The 24,670-nt window shown below is 63.4% G+C and carries 22 protein-coding genes; 13 read left to right on the plus strand and 9 right to left on the minus strand.

The window, feature by feature from the left end:
- Positions 1-2: 2 nt before the first annotated feature.
- The gene (locus tag AC1DJB_RS04270; RefSeq protein ID WP_441438154.1) at positions 3-1,487 is read right to left on the minus strand and encodes an MFS transporter; all 1,485 of its coding nucleotides are present in this window, start codon (positions 1,485-1,487) and stop codon (positions 3-5) included.
- A 123-nt stretch (positions 1,488-1,610) separates the two neighbouring features.
- On the opposite strand from AC1DJB_RS04270, the gene AC1DJB_RS04275 reads away from it, so the two are divergent.
- Positions 1,611-1,838 carry a hypothetical protein gene (locus AC1DJB_RS04275; protein WP_253257550.1) on the plus strand — a complete coding sequence of 76 codons (228 nt, stop codon included), beginning with the start codon at positions 1,611-1,613 and terminating at the stop codon, positions 1,836-1,838.
- 24 nt (positions 1,839-1,862) lie between these two features.
- Here AC1DJB_RS04275 and AC1DJB_RS04280 read toward each other — a convergent pair whose 3' ends face one another.
- The 4 genes from AC1DJB_RS04280 to rhaI form a co-directional block, all read right to left on the minus strand.
- The gene (locus AC1DJB_RS04280; protein WP_441438155.1) at positions 1,863-2,258 is read right to left on the minus strand and encodes a hypothetical protein; all 396 of its coding nucleotides are present in this window, start codon (positions 2,256-2,258) and stop codon (positions 1,863-1,865) included.
- 88 nt (positions 2,259-2,346) lie between these two features.
- The gene (locus AC1DJB_RS04285; RefSeq protein WP_476909958.1) at positions 2,347-3,816 is read right to left on the minus strand and encodes a rhamnulokinase; all 1,470 of its coding nucleotides are present in this window, start codon (positions 3,814-3,816) and stop codon (positions 2,347-2,349) included.
- Positions 3,813-5,858 carry a bifunctional aldolase/short-chain dehydrogenase gene (locus AC1DJB_RS04290; RefSeq protein WP_476909959.1) on the minus strand — a complete coding sequence of 682 codons (2,046 nt, stop codon included), beginning with the start codon at positions 5,856-5,858 and terminating at the stop codon, positions 3,813-3,815. Before AC1DJB_RS04290 ends, AC1DJB_RS04285 begins: the two co-directional genes overlap by 4 nt.
- An 8-nt stretch (positions 5,859-5,866) precedes the next feature.
- The gene (gene rhaI, locus AC1DJB_RS04295) at positions 5,867-7,033 is read right to left on the minus strand and encodes an L-rhamnose isomerase (protein WP_441437456.1); all 1,167 of its coding nucleotides are present in this window, start codon (positions 7,031-7,033) and stop codon (positions 5,867-5,869) included.
- Between the two features lie 210 nt (positions 7,034-7,243).
- Between rhaI and AC1DJB_RS04300 the strand changes: the two genes are divergently transcribed.
- The gene (locus AC1DJB_RS04300) at positions 7,244-8,260 is read left to right on the plus strand and encodes a LacI family DNA-binding transcriptional regulator (protein WP_441437457.1); all 1,017 of its coding nucleotides are present in this window, start codon (positions 7,244-7,246) and stop codon (positions 8,258-8,260) included.
- On the opposite strand, the gene AC1DJB_RS04305 is transcribed toward AC1DJB_RS04300, so the two are convergent.
- On the minus strand, positions 8,257-8,892 hold the full coding sequence (locus AC1DJB_RS04305) for a TetR/AcrR family transcriptional regulator (RefSeq protein ID WP_059389965.1): 636 nt from the start codon (positions 8,890-8,892) through the stop codon (positions 8,257-8,259). The genes AC1DJB_RS04300 and AC1DJB_RS04305 overlap by 4 nt on opposite strands.
- A gap of 133 nt (positions 8,893-9,025) precedes the next feature.
- On the opposite strand from AC1DJB_RS04305, the gene AC1DJB_RS04310 reads away from it, so the two are divergent.
- The 4 genes from AC1DJB_RS04310 to AC1DJB_RS04325 are packed head-to-tail and all read left to right on the plus strand — an operon-like array spanning position 9,026 to position 14,486.
- Positions 9,026-10,957 (plus strand): primary-amine oxidase, encoded by a 1,932-nt coding sequence (locus AC1DJB_RS04310; protein WP_441437562.1) that lies wholly within the window; start codon positions 9,026-9,028, stop codon positions 10,955-10,957.
- Positions 10,954-12,468 (plus strand): APC family permease, encoded by a 1,515-nt coding sequence (locus AC1DJB_RS04315; protein WP_441437458.1) that lies wholly within the window; start codon positions 10,954-10,956, stop codon positions 12,466-12,468. Before AC1DJB_RS04310 ends, AC1DJB_RS04315 begins: the two co-directional genes overlap by 4 nt.
- A 27-nt stretch (positions 12,469-12,495) precedes the next feature.
- A complete protein-coding gene (locus AC1DJB_RS04320) occupies positions 12,496-13,023 on the plus strand; it encodes a hypothetical protein (protein WP_284989073.1) in 528 nt (175 codons plus the stop codon).
- A 53-nt stretch (positions 13,024-13,076) separates the two neighbouring features.
- Positions 13,077-14,486 (plus strand): aldehyde dehydrogenase family protein, encoded by a 1,410-nt coding sequence (locus AC1DJB_RS04325; RefSeq protein WP_441437459.1) that lies wholly within the window; start codon positions 13,077-13,079, stop codon positions 14,484-14,486.
- Between the two features lie 53 nt (positions 14,487-14,539).
- Here AC1DJB_RS04325 and AC1DJB_RS04330 read toward each other — a convergent pair whose 3' ends face one another.
- A complete protein-coding gene (locus AC1DJB_RS04330) occupies positions 14,540-15,721 on the minus strand; it encodes a low temperature requirement protein A (RefSeq protein WP_441437460.1) in 1,182 nt (393 codons plus the stop codon).
- A 134-nt stretch (positions 15,722-15,855) separates the two neighbouring features.
- Here AC1DJB_RS04330 and AC1DJB_RS04335 point away from each other — a divergent pair, with 134 nt between their 5' ends.
- Entirely contained in the window at positions 15,856-16,080 is a 225-nt protein-coding gene (locus AC1DJB_RS04335) for a hypothetical protein (protein WP_476909960.1), read from the plus strand.
- 31 nt (positions 16,081-16,111) lie between these two features.
- Here the strand turns inward: AC1DJB_RS04335 and AC1DJB_RS04340 are convergent, their stop codons facing one another.
- Complete coding sequence (locus AC1DJB_RS04340) at positions 16,112-16,489, minus strand: low affinity iron permease family protein (RefSeq protein WP_059389959.1); 378 nt, start codon at positions 16,487-16,489, stop codon at positions 16,112-16,114.
- Between the two features lie 132 nt (positions 16,490-16,621).
- On the opposite strand from AC1DJB_RS04340, the gene AC1DJB_RS04345 reads away from it, so the two are divergent.
- The 6 genes from AC1DJB_RS04345 to AC1DJB_RS04370 all read left to right on the plus strand — a co-directional run bounded on the left by AC1DJB_RS04345 (position 16,622) and on the right by AC1DJB_RS04370 (position 23,044).
- Positions 16,622-17,632: a LacI family DNA-binding transcriptional regulator gene (locus tag AC1DJB_RS04345; RefSeq protein ID WP_059389958.1), complete on the plus strand. Its 1,011-nt coding sequence runs from the start codon at positions 16,622-16,624 to the stop codon at positions 17,630-17,632.
- A 222-nt stretch (positions 17,633-17,854) separates the two neighbouring features.
- Positions 17,855-19,207 (plus strand): ABC transporter substrate-binding protein, encoded by a 1,353-nt coding sequence (locus AC1DJB_RS04350; RefSeq protein WP_059389957.1) that lies wholly within the window; start codon positions 17,855-17,857, stop codon positions 19,205-19,207.
- Between the two features lie 76 nt (positions 19,208-19,283).
- Positions 19,284-20,270, plus strand: coding sequence for a carbohydrate ABC transporter permease (locus tag AC1DJB_RS04355; RefSeq protein WP_084784670.1), 987 nt, complete (start codon positions 19,284-19,286; stop codon positions 20,268-20,270).
- Positions 20,267-21,166: a carbohydrate ABC transporter permease gene (locus AC1DJB_RS04360; RefSeq protein WP_059389956.1), complete on the plus strand. Its 900-nt coding sequence runs from the start codon at positions 20,267-20,269 to the stop codon at positions 21,164-21,166. Before AC1DJB_RS04355 ends, AC1DJB_RS04360 begins: the two co-directional genes overlap by 4 nt.
- A 50-nt stretch (positions 21,167-21,216) precedes the next feature.
- Entirely contained in the window at positions 21,217-22,728 is a 1,512-nt protein-coding gene (gene arfA / locus AC1DJB_RS04365) for an arabinosylfuranosidase ArfA (RefSeq protein ID WP_476909961.1), read from the plus strand.
- Positions 22,729-22,849: 121 nt separating this feature from the next.
- Positions 22,850-23,044, plus strand: a complete 195-nt coding sequence (locus AC1DJB_RS04370) for a hypothetical protein (protein ID WP_148667707.1) — start codon at positions 22,850-22,852, stop codon at positions 23,042-23,044.
- 76 nt (positions 23,045-23,120) lie between these two features.
- Here AC1DJB_RS04370 and araA read toward each other — a convergent pair whose 3' ends face one another.
- Entirely contained in the window at positions 23,121-24,641 is a 1,521-nt protein-coding gene (gene araA, locus AC1DJB_RS04375) for an L-arabinose isomerase (protein WP_476909962.1), read from the minus strand.
- Positions 24,642-24,670: the final 29 nt, after the last annotated feature.

Raw genomic sequence — 24,670 nt, forward strand, 5'->3', positions numbered from 1 at the left:
GCCTAAGGGCCTCCGTCCCGCCCGTTGAGTCGCCGCACTTTCTGAAGCAGGCGGGCCGGTCCTTTGCCTTGAGGCGCAGGCGCCTCCGGGGCCGTATCGGGCATTGCGAAGACAGCGATGACTGTGAGCGCGGCGCTCACGAGCACGGCAAGAAACACTGCAGCAGACGCCAAGACAACCGCCTGCGAATTCTTCCCGCCACCGGGGCTGCCGGCGTAGATCGCATTAGCCACGGCGCCGAAAACGGCGACGCCAAGAGAACTGCCGATGGATCGCGCAAAAAGGTTGGTGCCCGTCACCACTCCGCGCTCGTGCCATTCGACGCTGGACTGGGCGGCGATCAGGCTCGGGGTTGCCAGAAGCCCGAGCCCAAGTCCCGCGACAAAGCAGCTGCCCGCGACGAGCACCAGGTTCGGTGTGTAGGCCGTCACGGCGAGGGCCGCCGAACCGATGAGGGTGACGGTGATCCCGATCAACGCTGTTGCCCGGAAGCCGATCCGTAGATAGAAACGGCCCGACTGAGAAGCACTGATGGGCCAGCCGATGGTCAAGGCTGCCAATGACAGGCCCGCAGCCAATGGCGACACCGAAAGCGCACCTTGAAGGAAGGTCGGAACGTAAGAAGTGAGGCCAAGCACGATTGCTCCGGCCCCGAAGGAGATCAGGGCGGTCGTGGCGAGAAGGCGCCTCGAAACCACCCACGGCGGAAGGACAGGCTCAGCTGCTCGTCGCTCGACCAGGACGAAGGCAACGAGTAACACTGAACCAAGGGCGAACACCGCGATGCTGATCGGAGAATCCCAGGCCCATGCCTGTCCACCCTCCAGTGCCCCGAGGATGGTCAAGGTCAACGTGACCGTGAGAAGGGCGGCTCCCAGATAGTCGACGTGGTGCTTTACCCGTTCGATGTTCTCCTGGAATTTTTGAACCAGCATCCACGCCGCCACGAGGCACAGCGGAATGTTGACCAGGAAGATTCCGCGCCACACTCCAAGCGAAGCGAACACGCCGCCCAGTGTTGGGCCGACAACCGACGAGGTGGCCCACACGCTGGCCAGGTAGCCTTGCACCTTTGCACGCTCGGCGAGGGTGTAGATATCGCCGGCGATGGTAATGGCCACCGGGAGGACCGCGCCGGCACCCAAGCCCTGAACCACGCGGAAGGCAATGAGCGCAGGCATGCTCCACGCCAAGCCGCAGAGGATCGATCCGATCAGGAAGAGTCCAATCCCGGTGAGAATGATCGGCTTGCGACCTGCCATGTCGGAAAGTTTCGCGTACACCGGAACGGAAACGGCCTGTGCGAGCAGGTAGGCGGAGAAAAGCCACGGGAACGAGGCAAACCCGCCGATTTCATGCACAATCGAAGGCACCGCAGTCGCCACAATGGTGGCATCGATCGCGACAAGGCCGCTCGAGAGCATCAGGGCTATGAGTATCGGGCCCCGCTTGGATCGGAAGCCTACGCCGTCGCTTTCAGTTGCCATCTCCGGGCCTGTCTTTCCCCTATGCCGCGGCGTATCCTAATTACGTTCCCGGCACCGGCCTCGGCCGGCATTCTTGTCTGCACCCACCATTTTTCCCTGCACCCACTTAGTTAGGCGCCATCCATGGAGATGAACATCAGGGACCACTGGGACATGCTCAGCCCCGAAACGCGGCATTGGCTAATCGACAACCCTGGATGCGTGGTCTTGCCGCGGACCCTCACGGAGATACTCCATAAGGAAACCGGCATCACCCCGGATGCCGACCAGCACAGCCAGGTCAGCCTCTCCCCCGAGGATCTGAGGTTCCTCCGGGCCAAGTCTGAAGAAAACACGGTCCGGCCGACGTAATCGATGCCAGGGCACTCGACTGCGTCAGTCGTCGTCGTCATCCGCTGGCACCGGTGGTTTGGCCGCCTCGAGTAGCGGTCCCACTGCGCCGTCCGCGCCGTAGTCCCCCTCCGCGTACTGGCCGATTTCCGACTCTGCTGTGCGCCCCGGAACTGTTCCTGCGTCACCGAGGTCGGCTTTTGCGTAGCGCCCGGATTCCTTGGCTTTCCCACCCAAGGGTTCGGGCAAGCCGCCTTGGCTGCCCGCCGCTCCGTAGTCTCCTTCGCTGTATTGGCCTTCTTCGTCTTCGGAGTGCCGCCCGGGTTCCGTTCCCGTCTTGCCGTACTCCCCCTCGACGTAACGGCCCCTGAGTTCCGGTTCCTCGCGAGCTCCGCTTGTCTCATCTTCAGTGGGTTCTTCGACGCCGCTGCTGTCGGACATGATCTTGCCTTTCCCGCAACCAACCTTGCGTCTCTTCGGCGCCCCTTAAGTTTATCGAGGGGCTTTGCGGCACAACAGGGCGCTGGACCTAGGGACTCTGAAGTGCCAGTTTTGGTTCGTAGCTTTCGAGCCCGACGCTTGCCCTCACGAGTGCCCGCAGTTCCGCCAACCTTCCATTGATGGCTCCTGCCGCCCGGGCCTGGATCAGGACGTTTCCGAGTGCCGTGGCTTCGACCGGACCTGCTATCACGGTCTTGCCGGTGGCGTCCGCGGTGAGCTGGCACAACAGCCTGTTTTGCGAGCCCCCGCCCACGATGTGGACCACTGACGTCCGCTTTCCGGACAGTTCTTCGGCGCGCGACAGGGTCCTGGCGTAGGCGGCGGCGAGGCTGTCCAGGATGCAGCGCACGACGGCGGCCGGCCGGTCCGGGAGGACGGCACCGCCGGCGTGGACCGCGGATCTGATCCGTTCGGGCATGTTGTCCGGGGCGATGAACGCGAGATCGTCGGCGTTGATTTGGGGACCGGCGGCGGGAAGTGCCGCCGCGGACTCCAGAAGCGCGGCGAGTTCCTGTCGGTGCCCTTCGGCCGCCCACGTGCGTTGGCATTCGCTGAGCAGCCACAGGCCGCCCACGTTGCGCAGGTACCGGACGGTTCCGTCGACGCCGCGTTCGTTGGTGAAGTTGGCCAAACGGCTTGACTCGTCCAGGACCGGGCTGTCCAGCTCAACGCCCACGAGGGACCAGGTGCCGGAGGAAATGTAGGCGAAGTCTTCCTGCCGGGCCGGAACGGCCGCCACGGCCGAGGCGGTGTCGTGCGATCCCACGGCAACCACCGCGGTCTCCGCGGGCAACCCTGTCCGGGCCGCGATCTCCGTCAGCAGCGTGCCTACGGTTTCGCCCGGCTGGATGATGGCCGGGAACAGGTTTTTGGGCAGGCCGAGTGCCCTGAAGAATTCGCTGGCCCACTCCCCCGTGACGGCGTCGAAAAGCCCGGTGGTGGAAGCATTCGTGGCCTCGGTACGGCGTTGCCCCGTCAGTTTGAACGCAATAAGGTCCGGAATCAACAGAGCCTGGACGCCGCGCAGTTCACGCTCCGTGGCGAGCTGGTAGATGGTATTGAACTGCAGGAACTGCAGACCCGTGGTGGCATAGAGCCGCGCCGGGTCCAGGACCTTGTGGACGTCCGCGACGGCGGTGCGGCCGCGCTCGTCGCGGTAGCTGAACGGCTGGGTCCGCAGGACACCGGAGGCATCCACGAGTCCGTAGTCGACGGCCCACGTGTCGATCCCGATACTGGCAATCCGATCCCCGCTTGCGGCGGCCGTTTCGGCGGCCGCCGCAAGTCCCGTGAGCACCTCACCGAACAGGGCGTCGAAGTCCCAGTGGAGTCCGCCGTCGAGCTCCACGACGCCGTTGGGGAAACGGTGCACCGTTTCCAGCGAGACCGTTTTTCCGGACGCGGGGCCGCCGGTGACCCGGCCGAGCATGACGCGCCCGGAGGACGCTCCGATATCGACGGCGGCGAAAACGCCGGCGCCGGCCTCCTTCCCGCTCATCGGAGGAAGGCTGCTGCGACGCCCGCGTCGACCGGGATGTGCAGGCCGGTGGTGTGCGAGAGTTCGTTGCTGGTGAGCACGGCGGCGGCGTTGGCGACGTGCTCGGGGAGGACTTCGCGTTTGAGCAGGGTGCGTTGGGCGTAGTACTTGCCCAGTTCCTGCTCGTCGACGCCGTAGACGGCGGCGCGCTTGGCGCCCCAGCCGCCGGCGAAGATCCCGGAGCCGCGGACCACGCCGTCGGGGTTGATGCCGTTGACGCGGATGCCGTGTTCGCCCAGTTCCGCGGCGAGGAGCCGGACTTGGTGGGCTTGGTCTGCCTTGGTGGCGGAGTAGGCGATGTTGTTCGGGCCGGCGAACACCGAGTTCTTCGAGGAAATGTAGACGATGTCCCCGCCCATGCCCTGGTCGATCATGACCTTCGCCGCGGCTTTGGAGACCAGGAACGAGCCCTTGGCCATGACGTTGTGCTGCAGGTCCCAGTCCTTCTCCGTGGTTTCCAGCAAGGGTTTGGAGATCGACAGGCCGGCGTTGTTGACCACCAGGTCCAGCCCGCCGAAGGCCAGGACGGCCGCGTCGATGGCTCCCTGCACCTGGGCTTCGTCGGTCACGTCTGCCTGCACGCCGATAGCGACGTCGTCACCGCCGAGTTCGGCCGCGACGGCCTGGGCGTTGTCCAGGTTGAGGTCCGCGATGACCACGCAGGCGCCTTCCGCGGCAAGGCGGGTCGCGATCGCCTTCCCGATGCCCGACGCCGCGCCTGTCACCAACGCGATGCGCGTGGCGTGGGACTTGGGCTGGGGCATCCGGGCGAGCTTGGCTTCCTCGAGGGCCCAGTATTCGATCCGGAACTTCTCGGATTCCTCGATCGGTGCGTAGGAGGAGATGGCCTCGGCTCCGCGCATCACGTTGATCGCGTTGAGGTAGAACTCCCCGGCGACCCGTGCGGTCTGCTTGTCCTTGCCGTAGGAGAACATTCCGACGCCGGGGACCAGGACGATGGCCGGGTCCGCGCCGCGCAGGGCCGGGGAATCCGGGCCGGCGTGGCGGTCGTAGTACGCCTGGTAATCCTCGCGGTACGCGGCGTGCAGTTCCGTCAGGCGCGCGATGCTCTCCCCGATGCCGGCGCCGGCGGGAAGATCCAGGACGAGCGGCTTGACCTTGGTCCGCAGGAAGTGGTCCGGGCAGGAGGTGCCCAGCGCCCCGAGGCGCGGATGCTCGGCGCCTTCGAGGAATTCCAGGACCCGCGGGTCGTCGCTGAAGTGGCCCACCTGCGGTTTGTCGGCCGAGGCGAGGCCGCGGATCACCGGGGCCAACGCGGCCGCCTTGGCTTTCCTTTCGGCTTCCGGGAGCGCACCGTAGCCGGGGAGCGTGGCGCCGAAAGGCTCGGCTTTGCCGTTCTGGGCGATGTAGCGTTCGGCCTGTTCGATGATCCAGAGGGAGTTGGCTTCGGCTTCCTCGCTGGTGGCGCCCCAGGCGGTGATGCCGTGGCCGCCCAGGATGGTGCCGATGGCCTGCGGGTTGGCTTCCTTGATCGCGGCGATGTCCAGTCCCAGTTGGAAACCGGGGCGGCGCCAGGGCACCCACACGACCTTCTCGCCGAAGACCTTCGAGGTCAGGGCTTCGCCGTCCACCGCCGTCGCGATCGCGATGCCGGAGTCCGGGTGCAGGTGGTCCACGTGCGCGGCGTCCACGAGCCCGTGCATCGCGGTGTCGATCGACGGCGCGGCGCCGCCCTTGCCGTGCAGGCAGTAATCGAAGGCGGCCACCATGTCGTCTTCGCGCTCGACGCCGGGGTAAACGGCCTTGAGGGCCTGCAGCCGGTCCAGCCGCAAAACCGCCAGGTTGTCCGCCTTCAGGGTTCCCAGGTCCCCGCCGGAACCCTTGACCCACAACAGCTCGACGTCCTCCCCGGTCACCGGGTCCTTCTCCGTGCCCTTCGCCGAGGTGTTCCCTCCGGCGAAGTTGGTGTTCCTTTTGTCCGCGCCCAAGCGGTTGGAACGGGCGATCAGTTCTTCAACAGTCTTGTTGGTTGTGTTCTGCATATTCATGCCTAAGCGCCCCATCCGGCTTGCTGGCCGCCCACGCGGTCCTCGTTGATCTTCTTCTGGTAGCCGCTCGCCTTGAACGCGGTCATCGGGTCCGCGGGCAGGCCGCGCGATTCACGCCACTCAGCCAGGACCGGCCGGACATCCGTGTAGAAGGCGTCGTTGAAAATGCCGTTCGCGGCAAGGACGTCGCCTTCACGCTGCGCCTCGGTGAGCGCGTCCGTGTCGATAAGCAGGGCTCGGGCCGTCATTTCCTGGACGTTGAGCACGGAGCGGATCTGGCCCGGGATCTTCTCCTCCAGGTTGTGGCACTGGTCCAGCATCAAGGACACCCCCGAATCCTTTCCGAAGCCCCCGCCGCGGACGACTTCGTGCATGATGCGGAACAACTGGAAAGGATCCGCGGCACCGACAATCAGGTCATCGTCCGCATAGAAGCGCGAGTTGAAGTCGAAGGAGCCCAGCTTGCCCAGGCGCAACAACTGCATCACGATGAACTCGATGTTGGTTCCCGGGGCATGGTGGCCGGTATCCAGGCACACGAAGGCCTTCTCCCCCAGAGCCAGCGTCTGGGCATAGGACGTGCCCCAGTCCGGAACGTCCGTGTGGTAGAAAGCCGGCTCGAAGAACTTGTACTCCAGCACCAGGCGCTGGTTTCCGCCCAGTCCCGCGTAGATCTCCTGCAGGGATTCCGCGAGGCGGTCCTGCCGGCCGCGCATGTCATCCTGACCAGGGTAGTTGGTGCCGTCCGCCAGCCAGACCTTCAGGTCCCGGGAACCCGTGGCGTGCATGATCTCGATGCACTCCAGGTGGTGATCGATCGCCCGGCGGCGCACCGCGGCGTCGGAGGACGTCAGGGAGCCGTACTTGTATTCGTCGTCCTGGAACGTGTTGGAGTTGATGGTCCCCAGCCCGACGCCAAGGTCCGCCGCGTACCCGCGGAGGGCGGAGTAATCGTCCACCTTGTCCCACGGGATGTGCAGTGCCACAGTCGGTGCAAGACCCGTCAGCTCGTGGACTTTCGCGGCGTCAGCCAGCTTCTCCTGGATGGTCCGCGGGGTGCCGGGCGTGCCGAACACCTTGAATCGCGTGCCCGAGTTGCCGTAGGCCCAGGACGGGACCTCGATGGCCAATTCGCCGAGGCGGCCGAGGGCCGCTTCCGTCGTGTTCATGGTTTTTCCTTCTGTTGCCTGTGCGTCGTCTTCGAACAGCAGTGCGTTTCTTTTGAATCAATTCCGTCTTGAATCGTTTCATTCAAGAGCCTACTCACACGGTAGGGCCTGCTTCCATGGCGTGTCAACAGTCAATCCCGGAGATCGCCGATCGAACCACGTAATATTGATCAAGCGGTTTGATTCGATTCATCAATTGGGAGGTAGAGAGTGCCAAGCGGCCCGGGAGCAAAGCTGACTGACGTCGCCGCCCTTGCCAGAGTTTCGGTCGGAACAGTTTCGAATGTCCTCAACCGGCCGGACCAAGTCTCGTTCGACAAGAGGACCCGCGTTCTTGCCGCCATCGAAGAGCTGGGATTCGTGCGCAACGAATCAGCCCGCTCACTGCGGTCCGGCTCCACCAGGAGCCTCGGCATGTTGGTGCTGGACGTGCGAAACCCCTTCTTCACCGATGTCGCTTTGGGCGCTGAAAACGTCGCCGAAGACCACAAGCACTCCCTGATACTGGCCAACAGCGCCGAAGACGCCGGCCGCGAGGAGGCCTATCTGGACCTCTTCGAGCAGCAGCGGGTCCAAGGCGTCCTCATCACGCCGTTCGGACAAGTTCTTCAACGGCTGGAAAGAATGCGCGACCGGGGTATCCCTTCTGTACTCGTCGACAGGCTCGCAAGCACGGATCAGTTCTGCTCGGTTTCGGTGGACGACGTCGCCGGCGGCGCCACTGCCCTGGAGCATCTCGTCAGCGTCGGCTCGGTACGTCCTGCATTCGTCGGCGGCCCCTTCACCCTGCATCAGGTCGAGGACCGATACCGGGGTGCCGCCGACGCGGCCGCACGTGCCGGAGTCCCGCTTCAACTATTCGAAACGCCCGATCTGAAATTCGAACGCGGACGCCGGATTGGAGATCTCATCGGGAATCTCCAACCTGACAAGCGCCCGGACGCCGTGTTTGCCGCCAACGATCAATTAGCCCTAGGGCTTTTGCAATCCTTCGCCGCGAACGGGCTCCACGTGCCCGAGGACATCGCCATCGTCGGGTTCGACGACATCGATTTCGCCTCCCAGTCGAGCATCCCACTCAGCTCCATCAGTCAACCGAGGCAGCTGATCGGCGAGCGTGCCGCCCAACTCCTGTTCGACGAAATCGACGCCGAACCCGGCCACGTACATAGCCAAGTGGTGTTCACGCCGGAGCTCGTGGCGCGGCAGAGCACCCTGCGCCGCTAAGCGGAACCCTTCGATCCGGCCGTCGGCACCAGATCGCCCTTTTCGGATGAAATGAGCGATATGTAAGTCTCCAGTTGGGACCGAAGCTGATCCGCCGAGTGATGTTCCGGCGTCAGCGTGGCCGTGATCTGGGCACCGAGCGCAAACGTCATGATCCCGCCGACGATGTCGTCGTCGTTGAGACCTTCTTTCAGTTCGCCGAGTTCCCTGGCTTCACGGAGCTTGTCGAACAGGGCGTCACGCCATTGCTCCATCGAGGAATCATGCAAGGCGGCCTTCGCCGGGTCCGTCAGTGCGCGCTGCCAGAAGGCGATCGCGATTCGCGCTTCGTTTAGCCGCTCGGCGTCGAGCGGCAATATTTCATGGCAGTAGCTGCGCAACGCCGACAGTCCCCGCAGGCCGGCGGTGGAGTCGCTCATGCGGCTATTCGTCTGGTTGAAGACGTGGCCGAAAGCAAACGTCAAGAGATCGTCTTTCGTGGGGAAGTACGGCTTGAGCGCGCCGTTGGCAAAGCCCGCTTCCGTTGCTATCTCGCGCATCGTGGCACCCTCGATCCCCCGGCTGGCGATGATCCGCCACGTGGCTTCGACCAGCTCCACCCGGCGCTTGTCGTGGTCTACGATCTTCGGCACTCTTTCCCCAAATCTTTTTTCTACAACCGTTGTGACTCAGATTACACGATGCTATTCTCTACACACATAGAAAATAAACCGCCACTCACAAAGGCCTTCCATGAGCACAACCTCCTCTCCAGAAATCGCCGACATGGCTGAGATTGCCGGACTGTCTCCGTATGCCTTGACCAGTGCCGAAGACATCACGGCCGTCAGGGGCATTTTGGCCGACGCCGGGCTCTTCGACGGATCCATCCGGATCGCCTACCTTGGCCTCCTTGATCCCCCTCGCGATTCAGGAGCGGGCGAAACGGAGACTCCGGACCGCAGGTTCAGGGCGTTCCTGCACAACGTCTTGAGCGGTGCGGCACAGGACGTCGTGGTCTCCGTGACACACCAGGAAGTCGTCTCGAAGGTAGATCTTGACACCTCGGTGACGGGCGAGCTTCCGGTCATCGAAGAAGAATTCGAGGTGGTCGAAGAGATCCTCGCCCAGGACGAGCGGTGGCTCAAGGCCTTGGCTGACCGGAACCTCGACGTCAGCAAAGTCAGGGTCGCTCCCCTTTCGGCCGGCGTCTTCGAGTACCCCGAGGAGAAAGGCCGCCGGATTCTGCGCGGCTTGGCATTCGTCCAGGAGTTCCCCGCGGACAGCGCCTGGGCCCACCCCGTGGATGGGCTGGTTGCCTACGTTGATGTCGTCAGCAAGACGGTGGACCAGGTCCTGGATTTCGGCGCCGTCCCGGTGCCGGCAGAACATGGCAACTTTACGGACCCGGAGCTGACCGGACCGATGCGCACCACGCAGAAGCCGATCCACATCACCCAGCCGGAGGGTCCGAGCTTCACCGTCCACAATGGAAACCACGTCGAGTGGGAGAAGTGGAGCCTGGACATCGGCTTCGATGTCCGGGAAGGCGTCGTTCTCCACAATGTCGCGTTCGACGACGTCGATCGCCGTCGCAGCATCCTCAAGCGGGCTTCCATCGCCGAAATGGTGGTGCCATACGGCGACCCCTCACCCGTGCGCTCCTGGCAGAACTACTTCGATACCGGCGAATACCTCGTGGGCCAATACGCTAACTCGCTCGAGCTCGGCTGCGATTGCCTCGGCGAAATCACCTACCTCAGCCCGGTAGTCAGTGACGCGTTCGGCCGGCCACGGGAAATCCGAAACGGAATATGCATGCACGAAGAGGATTGGAGCATCCTCGCCAAGCACAGCGACCTCTGGAGCGGCGTGAACTACACCCGCCGGAACCGCAGGCTCGTCATCAGCTTCTTCACGACTATCGGCAACTACGACTACGGCTTCTACTGGTACCTCTACCTTGACGGCACCATCGAGTTCGAAGCCAAGGCCACCGGCGTCGTCTTCACGAGCGCCCACCCCGGAAAGGGCTACCCGTTCGCCTCGGAGCTCGCCCCGGGCCTTGGGGCGCCCTTCCACCAGCACCTCTTCAGCGCCCGGCTGGACTTCGCCATCGACGGCTTGAGCAACAGGGTCGAGGAAGAGGACGCCGTCCGGGTACCGATGGGAGAAGGCAACGAACGGGGCAACGCCTTCGCCCGCCGTCGGACGGTGCTTAAGAGCGAGTCGGAGGCCGTGCGCGAGTCTGACATGGCGGCGGGACGGGCCTGGATCATCTCCAATCCCGACTCACTCAACCGCCTGGGCGACCCCGTGGGATACAAGCTCCACGGACAAGGCCATCCCATGCTCCTCGCCGATCCCCAATCGTCCATCGCCCAACGCGCAGCCTTCGCCACGAAGGACCTATGGGTGACCCGCTATGACGAGAACGAGCGCTACCCCAGCGGCGACTTCGTCAACCAGCACTCCGGAGGAGCCGGACTGCCGGCCTACATCGCCCGCGATAGGGACATCGACGGACAAGACATCGTCGTATGGCACACCTTCGGGCTGACCCACTTCCCCCGCCCCGAGGACTGGCCGATCATGCCCGTCGACACGGTGGGATTCAAACTCCGCCCCGAAGGTTTCTTCGACCGGAGCCCCGTACTCGACGTTCCGCCGTCGAAACCCGCCTCAGGCGGCCACTGCCACATGGAGGCCCAGAAATGAGTTTAACAACCGGGAAAGAGACCACTGAGGTGGGACACCCGCATCATCATCGACGTCGTCTCGGCGTCCCTGCGGTGACCTTCATGATCATCGCCGCCTCGGCTCCGCTCACTGTCCTCGCCGGCGGCGTGACGACGACGTTTGCCGTCACCGGAGTCACTGGCGTGCCGCTGTCCTTCCTGCTGCTCGGCGGAACCCTCGCCGTGTTCGCCGTCGGCTACGCGGCCATGAGCCGGTACGTCGTCAACGCCGGCGCCTTCTATTCCTACGTGGCGCAGGGCATCTCCCGGCCGGTCGGCGTCGGGGTTTCCATGGTGGCCCTGATGGCCTATAACTTGATGCAAGTCGGCATCTACGGCCTCTTCGGCTTCACCGTCTCAAGCCTGATCAACGAACGCTTCGGCATCACCGTCCCGTGGTGGATTCCGGTGCTTGTCTGCATCGCCGTCGTTGCATTCCTCGGCGTGAACCGCGTGGACCTGTCAGCGAAGGTCCTCGGGGTGCTCGTCGGCCTGGAGTTCCTCGTGGTGATTGTCTACGACGTCGTCTCCTTTGCCGTGGCCCCCGAGGGAGTCAGCGGAGCGCCGCTCAGCACGCAGAGCCTTTTTGTGCCGGGCGTCGGGGCGGTCCTCTCCTTCGGCATCGCGGCGTTCATGGGATTCGAATCGGCCGCGATCTACGGCGAGGAAAGCAAGGACCCCAAGCACACCGTAGCCCGGGCTACGTATACCGCGGTGGCCATCATCGCCTTGTTCTACGCCGTTTCCTCGTGGGCCATGGCGGTCGGAACCGGACCGTCCGCAGTGGTGGACGCTTCCGCGAAACAAGGACCGGACCTGATGTTCGGTTTCCTCAGTGACCATGCCGGCGTACTTCTCGCTGACCTGGCCCGCCTGCTCTTCGTCACCAGCCTCTTCGCAGCTCTCGTCAGCTTCCACAATGCCGCAGCCCGCTATTTCTTCTCCCTGGGCCGGGAACAAGTCCTGCCGCGCAAGCTGGGCGCAGTACGGCGGCACAGCGGCGCCCCCTACGCCGGGTCGATCGCCCAGACGGTGATCGCCGTCGTGGTCACGGTGGCTTTCGCCATCGCGGGGACCGGATCATCGCTGGGCGACCTCTACCCTGTCCTGACCATGTTCACGTGGCTGACGAACGACGGCGCCATGGGACTTGTCCTCTTGATGACCGTTGTCTCGCTGGCGGTCATTGGGTTCTTCCGCAAGAACAGGCATGACGCTGGAATCTGGACCCGCCTGATCGCCCCTGCCCTGGGGTTCGTGCTCCTTGCGGCGATCTTCGTGCTGATCGTGGTCAACTTCAACGTACTGCTCGGCCAAAACGAGACCAATGCGCTGACGCTCGTCCTGCCTGCCACGATCATCGTGCCCGGGCTGGTGGGGATCGCCTGGGCGTTCCGCCTCCGCCGGAGCAACCCGGCCGTGTATCGGCGGATCGGTCACGGCGAGGAGGGGCCGGCGGCCGTCCATCTCGGCGACGAAGACGACGTGTAGCGCCGGGACTGACGACTTGTGAACAACATGCACACAACCCTTTCGATCGTCATGCTCGCTTGCTGTGCCCTCGGAATCTGGAGCCCGATGCGTGAAGGATTGGTCAGGAACCTTAGCCAGTGGGGGCCGATGGCACTCATGCTCATTGCGATGGCGGACACAACCGTCGGGCCAGGCATTGTGCCGGGCGTCGTGTGGGGCCTTCTCCTGCTCCTCACGTCCCCTCTTCCGCTGGTGCTCTTGCCCAAGGATCGCCGGGGCGGCATGGAAATACACCGCTCCTTGTCCATGGTGGCCATGTTCGCCATTTTCGTCACAACCCTTCCCACTGTCCCGTCAAGTTCTGTACACCAAGCACATGCGCATTCAGGACTCGGTGGAGCGAATCCGGCCCTGGCAGTTGCCCTCGCGGCAGCGGTCATCGCCTACTCAATCGCCCTGGCCGCCCGAACCCTTCGACCAAATGGCCGCGGACACCGTCGTCACGCGTCTGCATCGCTTGAGGCGATCTCTTCGGCGGGCGCCTTGGGCGCCATGATCCTGATGGCCGTCTGACCGCAAGTGCCTTGTCCATAGAAACCATTACCAACTCAGAGTGGAGTAAACCCTTGGAAAGCTACGACGCCCTCCTCGCTTCAATCACCCCGACCACCGGCGAAAGCCGGACCATTATCGACCCCGCCACGGGCACCGTTGTCGGCGAGGCCCCGGTTCACACGGTCGACGACCTCGAACGCGCGGTCGCCGCCGCCCAGGTAGCCCAACCAGCGTGGGCCGCTCTGGGCCACGACGTCCGCTCCGCCGCGCTCCTCAGGGCGGCAGACGCCGTCGAACGCTCCGCCGAGGAACTTGCCCGGCTGCTCTCCCGCGAGCAAGGCAAACCGCTCAACGGCCCCAACGCCCGCTTCGAAGTCGGCGCCTGCGCGGCCTGGCTCCGCGCCACCGCCGCCACCCCGCTCGAGGTGGAAACCGTCGTCGACGACGGCGAAACCCGCGCCGAACTCCACTACCGGCCCATCGGCGTCGTCGGCGCGATCGGCCCCTGGAACTGGCCCATGATGATCACCATTTGGCAGATCGCCCCCGCCCTCCGGATGGGCAACGCCGTCGTCGTCAAACCCTCCGAATACACACCCCTGTCCGTGCTGGCCCTGGCCGCCGTGATCAACGAAGAACTCCCCGAAGGCCTCCTCACGGTGGTCTCCGGCGGCCGGGGCGTCGGCGCCCGGCTCGCCGAACACCCGGCCATCGGCAAGGTCATGTTCACCGGTTCCACCGCCACCGGCAAAGCCGTCATCCGCTCCAGCGCGGACACGGTAAAGCGCCTCACCCTCGAACTCGGCGGCAACGACGCCGGCATCGTCCTGCCCGATGCAGACCCCAAAGCCGTCGCCGAAGGACTCTTCTGGGGTGCCTTCATCAACACCGGCCAGACCTGCGCCGCACTCAAGCGCCTCTACGTCCACGACTCCCTCTATGAAGCAGTGTGCACCGAGCTTGCTGCCGTTGCCGCCGCGATGCCCATGGGGGTTGGTTTGGACGAAGCGAACGTGCTGGGACCGCTGCAGAACCGGCAGCAGTTCGACATCGTCGCGAAGCTCGTGGATGCCGCCCGCGATTCCGGCGCCCGCATCCTGCTCGGCGGCAACCCCGACGACGGCCAGCCCGGCAACTTCTACCCCACCACCCTCGTAGCCGACATCGACAACAGCAACCCCCTCGTCGCCGAGGAACAGTTCGGCCCGGCCCTGCCCATCATCCGCTACGGCACCGTGGACGAGGCCGTCGCCATGGCGAACGCGCTCGACGTCGGACTCGGCGCCTCCGTCTGGTCCTCCGACCTGGACGCTGCCCGTGACGTTGCCGCCCGCCTTGAGGCCGGAACCGTATGGATCAACAAACATGGCAACGTCGACCCGCGGGTCCCCTTCGGCGGCGCCAAGCAATCCGGCTATGGCCTGGAATTCGGCGCCGAAGGCCTCAAAGCCCTCGGGGTCCCCCAGGTGATCAACGGCTGACCCAACTGACTAGCAGTTGTTGTCGTTTTGAAGCCCCAGAACGACAACAACTGTCAGCTAGTTGGGGCGTGCCGCCGTCGCCTCTGAATCTCGACGTAGGCGGTGACAAGGAGCAAGACAACCACTGCGAGGGCCAACGCGACGGCGGCGGGAACCACAGCGCTCACCGGTATGAGCAACACGGCGATCACCACGGTCGGCACCGCCCACGGCAGCACCGCGCGCGGAGGCTGACCGTAGCGAAGCGACACGATCGCATTGCAACTATAGAAGAGGGCCAGACCTCCCCCGAGAGAAATCCCGGAACCGAGGGGCAAGTGCTCATAGGGGGCTGGAATGGCCGTCGCAATCGCCCCGGCGATTGCAGTTACCCCCAAAACCAGAAGAAACGGCATGAACAACGTGGTCTGAAGGATCCCGGCGAAATCGGACCGGGCCTGCAGTCGCTCGAGCCCTGCCGTGACTGTCCCCGTGCCGTATTGGAAGAATGCCCAGCCGAGCAGGGCAACCACGAGGAATCCGAGCGCACCGAGCAGGCCTGCGCCCGGGCCCCAATCGTCAGACACCTCGGTGACGATCGTGAAGATGGACTCGCCGAGCACAATGATGACGAACAAGCCAAGCCGCTCGGATGCGTGCTCGATGTTGATGCCAGCGATGCCGCGGTCAGGCCAAAGGCGGGCGCTAAGAGCCATCATGCCAATCTCGACAACGATCGCGGTGGCCCACAGAACGACGGCAATGTGGAGAGGCAAGGAGGCGGAGAGGAGCCAGAGGACGGCCGTGCCGCCGTTGTAGATCCAAATCCGCCACGGAAATTCGGCCGAATTTTCACGGTGCTGGTACAGCCACAAGATCAGCAGAACCACGCGAATGGCGGCATTGGCCAGCGAAAAGGCCCAAGCACGTTCGCCAAAGGCACCGGGCGCGGCGGCGGCCATGATGCTCGCCGCCGCCATCGCCGCGAGCATCGCGACGCCCAGAGCCCGGGATGACAAACCTGGCAGGAGGTTGACTACGGAGACAATGTTCACCCAAGCCCACCACGCCGGAAAGAAAAGCAGGACGAAGGTGCCGAACTCAGCCCATCCGGGGTCGCCGTGGATCCCGCGCGCAAGCTGCCCGACGAAAGCCACAAAGACGAGGTCGAAGAACAATTCCATCCAGTGGACGCGGCGAGGGTCACGGGCCACCTCGTGTTTCAACGCGCCAGGAACCGACGACTTATCCATCATTGACCCATGCTATTGGCTGCCGGACTTGCCGTTGCTCCAGTTCGGCCCGCGAGATAGTAGCATTCGTAATGCAGGAATACGCTGTGCGCGAGCGTCATACCGACAGGGATAGGTTGCGGGGGCAAGCAAAGTCAATGGATTCGGAACCGGTACAGCCAGAGGTAACCCCTCGATTCAGCAACACCCGGAAGCAGAATACCGAGCTTGCCGTCCAGCAACTCCGGGACGGCGGGTTCACGAACATCCAGGTGGATGAATTCCTCGAGACGCTGCACCGCATGGAGGCCGACGAGTCGATACTTGCGCCGCTGACGAATGCCCTGCTCGCGATGAACGTCTCGGTCCAGTGGCTCACGTAGGAACCGCCAGCACTCCACGACCCCGATCCGGCTAATCGGACTCGGCCTCCTGCTCGATGCGTCGGCGCTGCTCCTCGAGCTCCTTCTCACCTTCGTCTTCAGCTTGATAAAGCTTGGAGTTGGTGATCCGGAGTTCACGCATCACGGCGTCGAGCTTCACGTGGAGGGCGGCGCTGTCTCTATTCTGGGTGTTTTGGATGATGAAGACCATCAAGAACGTCACGATGGTAGTGCCGGTATTGATGACCAACTGCCAGGTATCCGAAAATCCCAGGAGTGGTCCCGTAAACGCCCAAACAATGAGGATGATTACTGCCGCGCTGAACACCCAGGCGTGGCCGAGAACTTTGGCCACCTTGGTGGTGAACCGGGTGAAAAAATCCGGACGGGAACCGCTGTCTTCGCTCATCCAGCCATCATCCACCCACTACCGGGTTGGCACCTACCCATCCTGCAGCTCGGTGCCGTTTCGGCCCAAACGCTTTCCAACGTTGTAATCTTCAGCTAAGGACGGTCGCTGACGTGCGCGGAAGAAGGAAAAGTGGCAATTACCATGCGGGATGTGGCCCAGGCGGCCGATGTGTCTATCAAAACCGTATCGAACGTCATCAATGACCATCCAAACATCAAAGCCGAGACCCGCGAGCGGGTTTTGCTGGCCATCGAGAAACTCGGCTATCAGCCGAATCTCTCGGCCCGGGGCTTGCGGTCCGGACGCACGGATGTCATCAGCCTCATCATCCCGGATCTGAAGAATGCCTACTTTGCAGAGCTCGCCGATGCCGTCATGACGGCCGCCTCAAAACGCGGGAAAGTGGTGATCATCGAGCAAAGCGGAGGCTCCCGGACGCGCGAGCTGGAGATCCTGCATGGCCCCCGGATGCGAATGGTCGATGGCGTCCTGTACAGCGTGCTCGGCCTGAGCCAGGAAGACGCAGGCCTCATCGAGATTCCGACTCCCATGGTCCTCCTGGGTGAGCGGATCTTTCACGGCCCCACGGACCACGTGACCATGCAAAACATCGAGGCTTCGCAGGCAGCTACCGACCACCTCCTCCAACGCGGACGAACGAAACTACTCGCTTTTGGTGCCCACCGAAATGAAGTCATCGGTTCAGCCGGGCTTCGCTTGGAAGGTTACCGCCGCGCCTTGCAGAAGGCGGGGCTGGATTACCGGGACGAACTGGCAATCGATGTCCAGTCGTGGCACCGTTCCGACGGCGCCCAGGCAATGCGGCACGTCCTGGAGTCCGGGCTGGAGTTCGACGGCGTCGTGGCCTTCAACGACTCCATCGCCCTAGGGGCGATGCGTGTCATGCAGGATGCTGGACTGAGAATCCCTGAGGATGTGGCGATCATCGGCTTTGACGACATCGACGAAACCCGGTATTCACTCCCGACGTTGTCAACCATAGATCCGGGCCGTCGGGAGATCGCCGAGACCGCCGTCGCGATGCTCCTGGAACGAATCGACGGCGCGGCCGAAGCGACGCCTGCCCGCGAGTTTGAAGCCGGGTTCAAGGTCATCAGCCGGGAATCCACGGCGATCTAGCCCGCCGAAGACGCCGTCGGATTTCTTCTTGACATGTAAGTCCGGTCACATCATCATGGATTTACAACGATTACTTACATCGATGTAAAAGCTCGGAAATGTCTCTTGTCCCCATCCGCCGAGTCCGTCCAAGTCCCACCACCATCCATTGGCTGGAAGACGGCCTGCCCTCGCTGCTCCACCTCCGACGACGACGTCCATGCACGACCGAAGGGAAACTACGTGAACAAGAAAGCAATTGCCGCAGCAGTGTCAGCCGCTGCCCTTGCCGCCACACTGGCAGGGTGCAGTGGTGGCGCGGATGCCGCCAGTGCGGGCTCCAATACCACCAATTGCACAAACAAGATTGTGCATTCCGATGCTCCGAAGGTCTCCGTGTGGGCGTGGTACCCCAACATGGCCAAGGTCGTCGACAACTTCAACAACTCCCACTCCGATGTCCAGGTCTGCTGGACCGTGGCCGGCCAGGGTGGCCCGGAGTACGCGAAGTTCCAAACAGCCATCCAGGCCGGCAAGGGAGCCCCTGACGTGATCATGCTCGAGGCTGACCAGCTGACGGGTTTTGAATTGCAGAACGCGCTTGTGGACCTGAGCAAGTATGGCGCCGCAGACGTCAAGAAGAACTTCAGCGCGGGTTCCTGGAAGGACGTCTCGCAGGGCGATTCGGTCTACGCCATTCCGGTCGACGGCGGGCCGATGGCCATGATCTACCGTAAGGACATCCTGGACAAGTACGGCATCAAGCCGCCGACGACGTGGGCCGAGTACGAAACGGCCGCGCAGAAGGTCAAGGACGCCGGCGGCCCTGCTTTCGGAGACCTTGGCAGCAATGTCCCCGCCGCCCTGACCGCCCTCATGGCCCAAAAGGGCGCCGTTCCCTTCACCTATGACCTGGCGGACCAGAAGAACATCTCCATCCACCTCGACAGCCAGCCGGCCAAGGACGTGCTGAACTACTGGGCGGGACTCGTGAAGAAGGGCCTGGTCGCCACCCAGGACCAGTTCACCACCGACTACATTTCAGGAATGATCGGCGGCAAGTACGCTACGTACATCTCCGCCGCATGGGCTCCCGGCTACCTCACCGGGTCCGGAGTGGGTAAGGGCAACGAGAAGGGAACATTCGCTGCGGCCCCCCTCCCCCAATGGGATGCAAGCAACCCAGTCTCCGTGAACTGGGGAGGATCCACCTTTGCCGTCACATCACAGGCCGGTGACCAGAAGCTCGCCGCCGAAGTCGCCAAGGGCCTCTACGCCGACGACGCCTCGCTGACGGACGGCTGGAAGACCCAAACGATCTTCCCGCTCAACCAGAATGTGTTGAAGTCGGACGCGTTCACCAACAACGCCGTCGACTTCTTTGGCGGACAGACCGCGAACAAGGACATCTACATACCGGCCGAAAATGCCTACAAGGGATTCAGTTACAGCCCGTTCAGCGTCTACTACTACGCGCAACTGCAGGCAGAGACGGTCAAGATCAATGCCGGCAAAGTCAGCGGGGACGAAGCAGCCACTGAGCTGCAGGGCATCATGGTGAACTACGCGAAGAGCCAAGGGTTCACAGTCAACTGACAGCTCCTCCCGTTCCGCCGGCCCCGGGTGGGCGGAACGGGGCGGAATCGATCAAGAGAAAGTTGCAGGACAGCTCATGGCAGTTCACGGGTCAACGGTGACGTCGTTGCCACACACTTCCACCCCGGACAAAGTGAATTCCGCGCCCCCGCCCGAACGCAGGACCCGCTCCCGCAGCGACAAGATGAATGCGCGGCGGGCCAGGACCGGATGGCTCTTCATCGCACCGTTCGGAATAGTTTTCGTGGCGTTCCTTCTTGCTCCGCTTGCCTACGCCCTCTACCTCAGCCTGTTCACCAAGGGCCTGGCGACAGGGACGCGGTTCAGCGGTTTGGAGAACTACCTCCGCGCCTTCTCGGATCCACAGTTCCTCAAGGGTGTGTGGTTCGTGGTCCGCTTCTCCCTGGTCCTCATCCCGGTCCAGATGGCCGTCTCCCTGGCAGCCGCCCTCGTGCTCGACCACCTCACCACCCGGCTCGCAAGGTTCTCCCGGCTCATGATCTTCCTGCCGTACGCAGTGCCGGCCGTCATTGGTGCCCTGATGTGGGGCTTTCTTTACAGTCCGACATTCGGCCCCCTCGAGCAGTTTTTCTCCCTGTTCCACGCCTCCGCGCCCTTCCTGCTCAGCCAGGACAACGTCTTCTACGGCCTTCTCAATGTTGTGACGTGGCAATGGGCCGGCTATTACATGATCATCATCTACGCGGCATTACAGGGAATCGATCCGACCCTCTACGAGGCCGCCAAGATTGATGGGGCCTCCGAAAGGCAGGTTGCGTTCCGCATCAAGATCCCCCTGGTTTCTTCGGCACTTGTGCTCATTCTCATCTTCGCGCTGATCGGGACGCTGCAGTTCTTCTCCGAGCCGCAAATCCTCGGGCCGGTAGCCAACGGCAGCATCACCCCGGATTTCACCCCGAACATCTACGCGTTCAATTTGGCCTTTGGATACGCCCAGTTCAACTACGCCTCGGCCATATCCTTCTCCCTCGGCATCGTCGTCTTCATCGCGGTGTACATCTTCATGTTCGCCACCCGCAAGAAAGGGAGCAACCTCTCATGAGTGCGCTGACAACACATCTCCCGGCCGCAACCCGGCTGTCGCGGCCCCGGCGGCGCAACGTGGTGGCTCATGCCTTTCTGGGCGTCCTGGTCCTATATTTCCTGGCTCCCATTTGGTGGCTTTTCGTCGCCAGCACGAAAGACGCCCAAGGACTTTTCGCGGGCTCGTCCGGCGCTATGTGGTTCGACAAAAATTTCAACCTGATCGCGAACATTCAGGAGCTTTTCGCCTACAACGGCGGGGAGTACGTACAGTGGCTGGGCAATTCCCTTCTCTACGCTGTCAGCGGCGGTCTGGGAGCGACCGCAATCTCGGTCCTGGCCGGTTATGGGTTTGCCAAGTACAAGTTCCGGGGCCGGAACCTTACGTTCGCACTGTTGCTCGGTGCCGTGATGGTCCCCATGACGGCGCTGGTCATCCCGACATTCATCCTGATGTCCAACCTCAAGCTGACCGATACCGTGTGGGCGGTCATCCTGCCGTCGCTGCTTAGCCCCTTCGGCGTCTACCTGATGCGGGTTTACACCGCAGAAGCGGTTCCAGACGAGCTGCTCGACGCGGCCAGGGTGGACGGAGCCGGTGAACTCCGCACCTTCTTCCAAGTCTCGTTGCCCTTGCTTCGGCCGGCGCTGGTGACCGTCCTGCTGCTTTCCGTCGTTGGGACCTGGAACAACTACTTCCTGCCCTTGGCCATGTTGTCCACGGAGAGGCTCTATCCGCTCACCGTGGGCATAGGGCTCTGGGAGCAGCTGGCTTCGTCCAACAACGGGGGCGGGCACTCGCTCTGGAGCCTGATCGTCGTCGGTTCGTTCATTTCCATCATTCCCCTCGTGGTGGCATTCCTCACCCTGCAGAAGTACTGGCAGGGCGGCCTGTCACTCGGCAGCCTCAAATAGCCCCTTGAAGCACCTCTTCATTTCCCGCTCCTTCTCACCGAAAGCAGACCATGGTTTCCGCACGCCTTACGATCGACCCACAATTCGCAGTGGGCGCAGTCAATCCCCGCCTCTTCGGGTCGTTTGTTGAACACCTTGGACGCTGTGTCTACGACGGCATCTACGAACCCGGTCACCCCAGCGCCGACGCCGACGGTTTCCGCACTGACGTGATCGAGCTCGTCAAAGAACTCGGTGTTTCCACCATCCGCTATCCGGGCGGCAACTTCGTCTCCGGGTTCCGCTGGGAGGACAGCGTTGGGCCCAAAGAACAGCGCCCCCACCGACTCGACCTCGCGTGGCACTCCACCGAAACCAACGAGATCGGCATGCACGAGTTCAGCACCTGGCTTGAGAAGGTGGGCAGCGAACTCATGCTGGCCGTCAACCTCGGCACCCGCGGCACGCTGGAAGCTTTGGACTTGTTGGAGTACTCCAACATCCGCTCCGGGACGGAGCTGTCGGACCGCCGGACCGCTCATGGCCGGGTGGAGCCCTTTGGCGTCAAAATGTGGTGCCTCGGCAATGAGATGGATGGCCCGTGGCAGTTGGGCCATCGCTCTGCCGACGACTACGGCAAAATCGCATCGCAGACCGCGAAGGCAATGCGCCAGCTTGATCCTTCCGTTGAACTTGTGGTCTGCGGTTCATCGAGCGCCCATATGCCCACCTTCGGAGAATGGGAGCGCGTGGTACTCACCCACGCCTACGAGGACGTTGACTACATCTCCTGCCACGCCTACTACGAAGAAAAGAACGGTGACCTGGACTCGTTCCTTGCTTCCGCCACCGACATGGACCACTTCATTGAATCGGTTGTGGCGACGGCGGACCACGTCAAAGCTGTCAACGGGAGCGCCAAAACCATCAACATTTCCTTCGACGAATGGAATGTGTGGTACCTCGAACGGTTCCATAACGTGGACAAAATCGAAGGGCTGGACAACTGGCCCAAGGCGCCGCGACTGCTTGAGGACACGTACTCAGTTGCCGACGCCGTCGTCTTCGGCAACCTCCTGATCTCACTGCTTAAGCACGCCGACCGTGTCACGTCCGCCTCCCTGGCGCAGCTCGTCAACGTGATCGCTCCCATCATGACCGAACCCGGCGGTCCCGCGTGGAAACAGACCACGTTCTTCCCGTTCGCGTTGACCTCCAAACTGGCCAAGGGCGTCGCCCTGGACGTGAGGCTGGATGCGGACAAGTACAGCACTGACGCTTACGGTGCCGTCCCGCTCATCGACGCGGTCGCGACCTACGACGCGGACGCCGCTGCGACGTCGGTCTTCCTGGTCAACCGATCACGGACTGAAGAGGCAACGGTCACCATCGACCTCACGGCTCTTGACAGCGCGATCGTCTTGGATGCGCAGACGCTCTCGGACGCGGATGTATACGCCAAGAACACGCTCAACGATCCGAACCGCGTCAGGCTGCACCCGAATAAGAGTGCCGTAGTACGTGACGGCGTCGTCGAAATCACCCTGCCACCCGTCTCCTGGACGGCCCTGAACCTCGGCTGACTTTGTGAATTCGTGAGAAGGCAAGCGACATCCCGGTCCGAAGACCGGGATGTCGCTTCCACTTGCGGCACTATGGGCCGAACCCCTTTTGCCCGCCGCCGCCCGGTGGGACGATTTTGACATGAGCGAAAACGAAGACCAAAAGCTCGCGTCCCCGGCTCCCGGCCATTACCTTCCGAGGGAAAAGGGCGCTTTCGTGGAGGAATACGAACACCCGACCACCCACCAGATGCGCATCGTCGGCCAGCGGAGGACCGAAGCGGAAGCCAAGCTCGAACGCCAACAGCGCGAGGCGCGTGAGAAGTTCCATGAATAAAGAGATACGGAAAAACCCGGGTTAACGGCAACGCGCCGTTAGCCCGGGCTTTCTTCTTGTTAAAAGCCCTCGCCGTTCACAGCCCGCCGGCGAGTTTGTAGTAGGCGGCGTTCCACGCGAGTTCCTTCTTGAACTGTTTGATGGTGGTGCCGTCGTCGATGGTGAGCAGTTCGGTGCGGGCGATTTCGGCGAAGTCCTCGAACACGTCCATGCCCACCTGGGTGGAGAGCACGGTGTGGTGCGCGGCGCCTGCGGTGAGCCACGCGGCGGCGGAGGTGGCGAAGTCGGGCTTCGGCTCCCACAGTGCACGCGCGACCGGGAGGTTGGGGAGCGGTTCCTCGAGGTCGAGGACGTCGACGGCGTTCGCGACGAGGCGGAACCGGTCGCGCATGTCCGAGAGCGCGACCACGACGCCGGGCCCCGCATCGGTGTCGAAGACCATGCGGACGGGATCTTCCTTGCCGCCGATGCCCAGCGGGTGGATCTCCACGCGCGGCTTGGCTGCGGTCAGGGAGGGGCAGACCTCGAGCATGTGCGCGCCGAGGATCTTCTCCTCCCCCGGCGTCAGGTGGTAGGTGTAGTCCTCCATGAGCGAGGCGCCACCGGGCAGTCCGGCGCCCATGACCTTCGCAGCCCGGACCAAGATCGCGGTCTTCCAGTCGCCCTCGGCACCGAAGCCGTAGCCGTCGGCCATGAGCCGCTGCACGGCCATGCCGGGAAGCTGGCGCAACGCGCCCAGGTCCTCGAACGACGTCGTGAATGCGGCGGAGCCGTTCGCCTCCAGGAAGGACCGCAGACCCAGTTCGATCCGGGCGCTGTAGCGCAGGGACTCGTGCCGGGCGCCGCCGGCGCACAGTTCCGGTGCGACCTCGTAGAGGCGCTCGTATTCGGCTACGAGGGCGTCGACGTCGTACTCCGGCGCGCCGTGCACGGCGTCGGCGAGTTCGTTGACGGACCACGTGTTGACCGAGACGCCGAAGCGCAGCTCGGCTTCGGTCTTGTCCCCTTCTGTGACGGCAACGTTGCGCATGTTGTCCCCGAAGCGGGTCAGCTTGAGGGTGCGCACCGCGGCCCAGCCGGCGGAGGCGCGTTGCCACGCGCCCACCTGGCGCGTGACCTCGGGGTTGGAGACGTGCCCGACGACGGTCTTCCGCGGCACGCCGAGGCGGGACTGGATGTACCCGAATTCGCGGTCGCCGTGGGCTGCCTGGTTCAGGTTCATGAAGTCGAAGTCGATGTCCGCCCACGGCAGGGCCACGTTCGCCTGGGTGTGCAGGTGCAGGAGCGGCTTGCGGAGCAGGTCCAGTCCCTGGATCCACATCTTGGCCGGGCTGAACGTGTGCATCCACGCGGTAACGCCGATCACGGCGTCGTCCGAGTTCGCTTCCAGAGCGGTGCGGCGGATCGCGTCCGCGTCCGTCAGCACGGGCTTCCAGACGAGCTTGACCGGAACATCGGAGGACGCGTTCAGTGATGCGGCGATCTCCTGGGACTGCGCGGCGACCTGCTTGAGGACGTCCTCGCCGTAAAGGTGCTGGCTGCCGGTGAGGAACCACACTTCGTAGTGTTCGAGGGACGTGTTGTGGGCGATGGGCATGCGTTTCTCCTTGGAGGTTCGTGGGTGGC

The sequence above is a fragment of the Arthrobacter sp. 01T428 genome, from assembly GCF_056398685.1.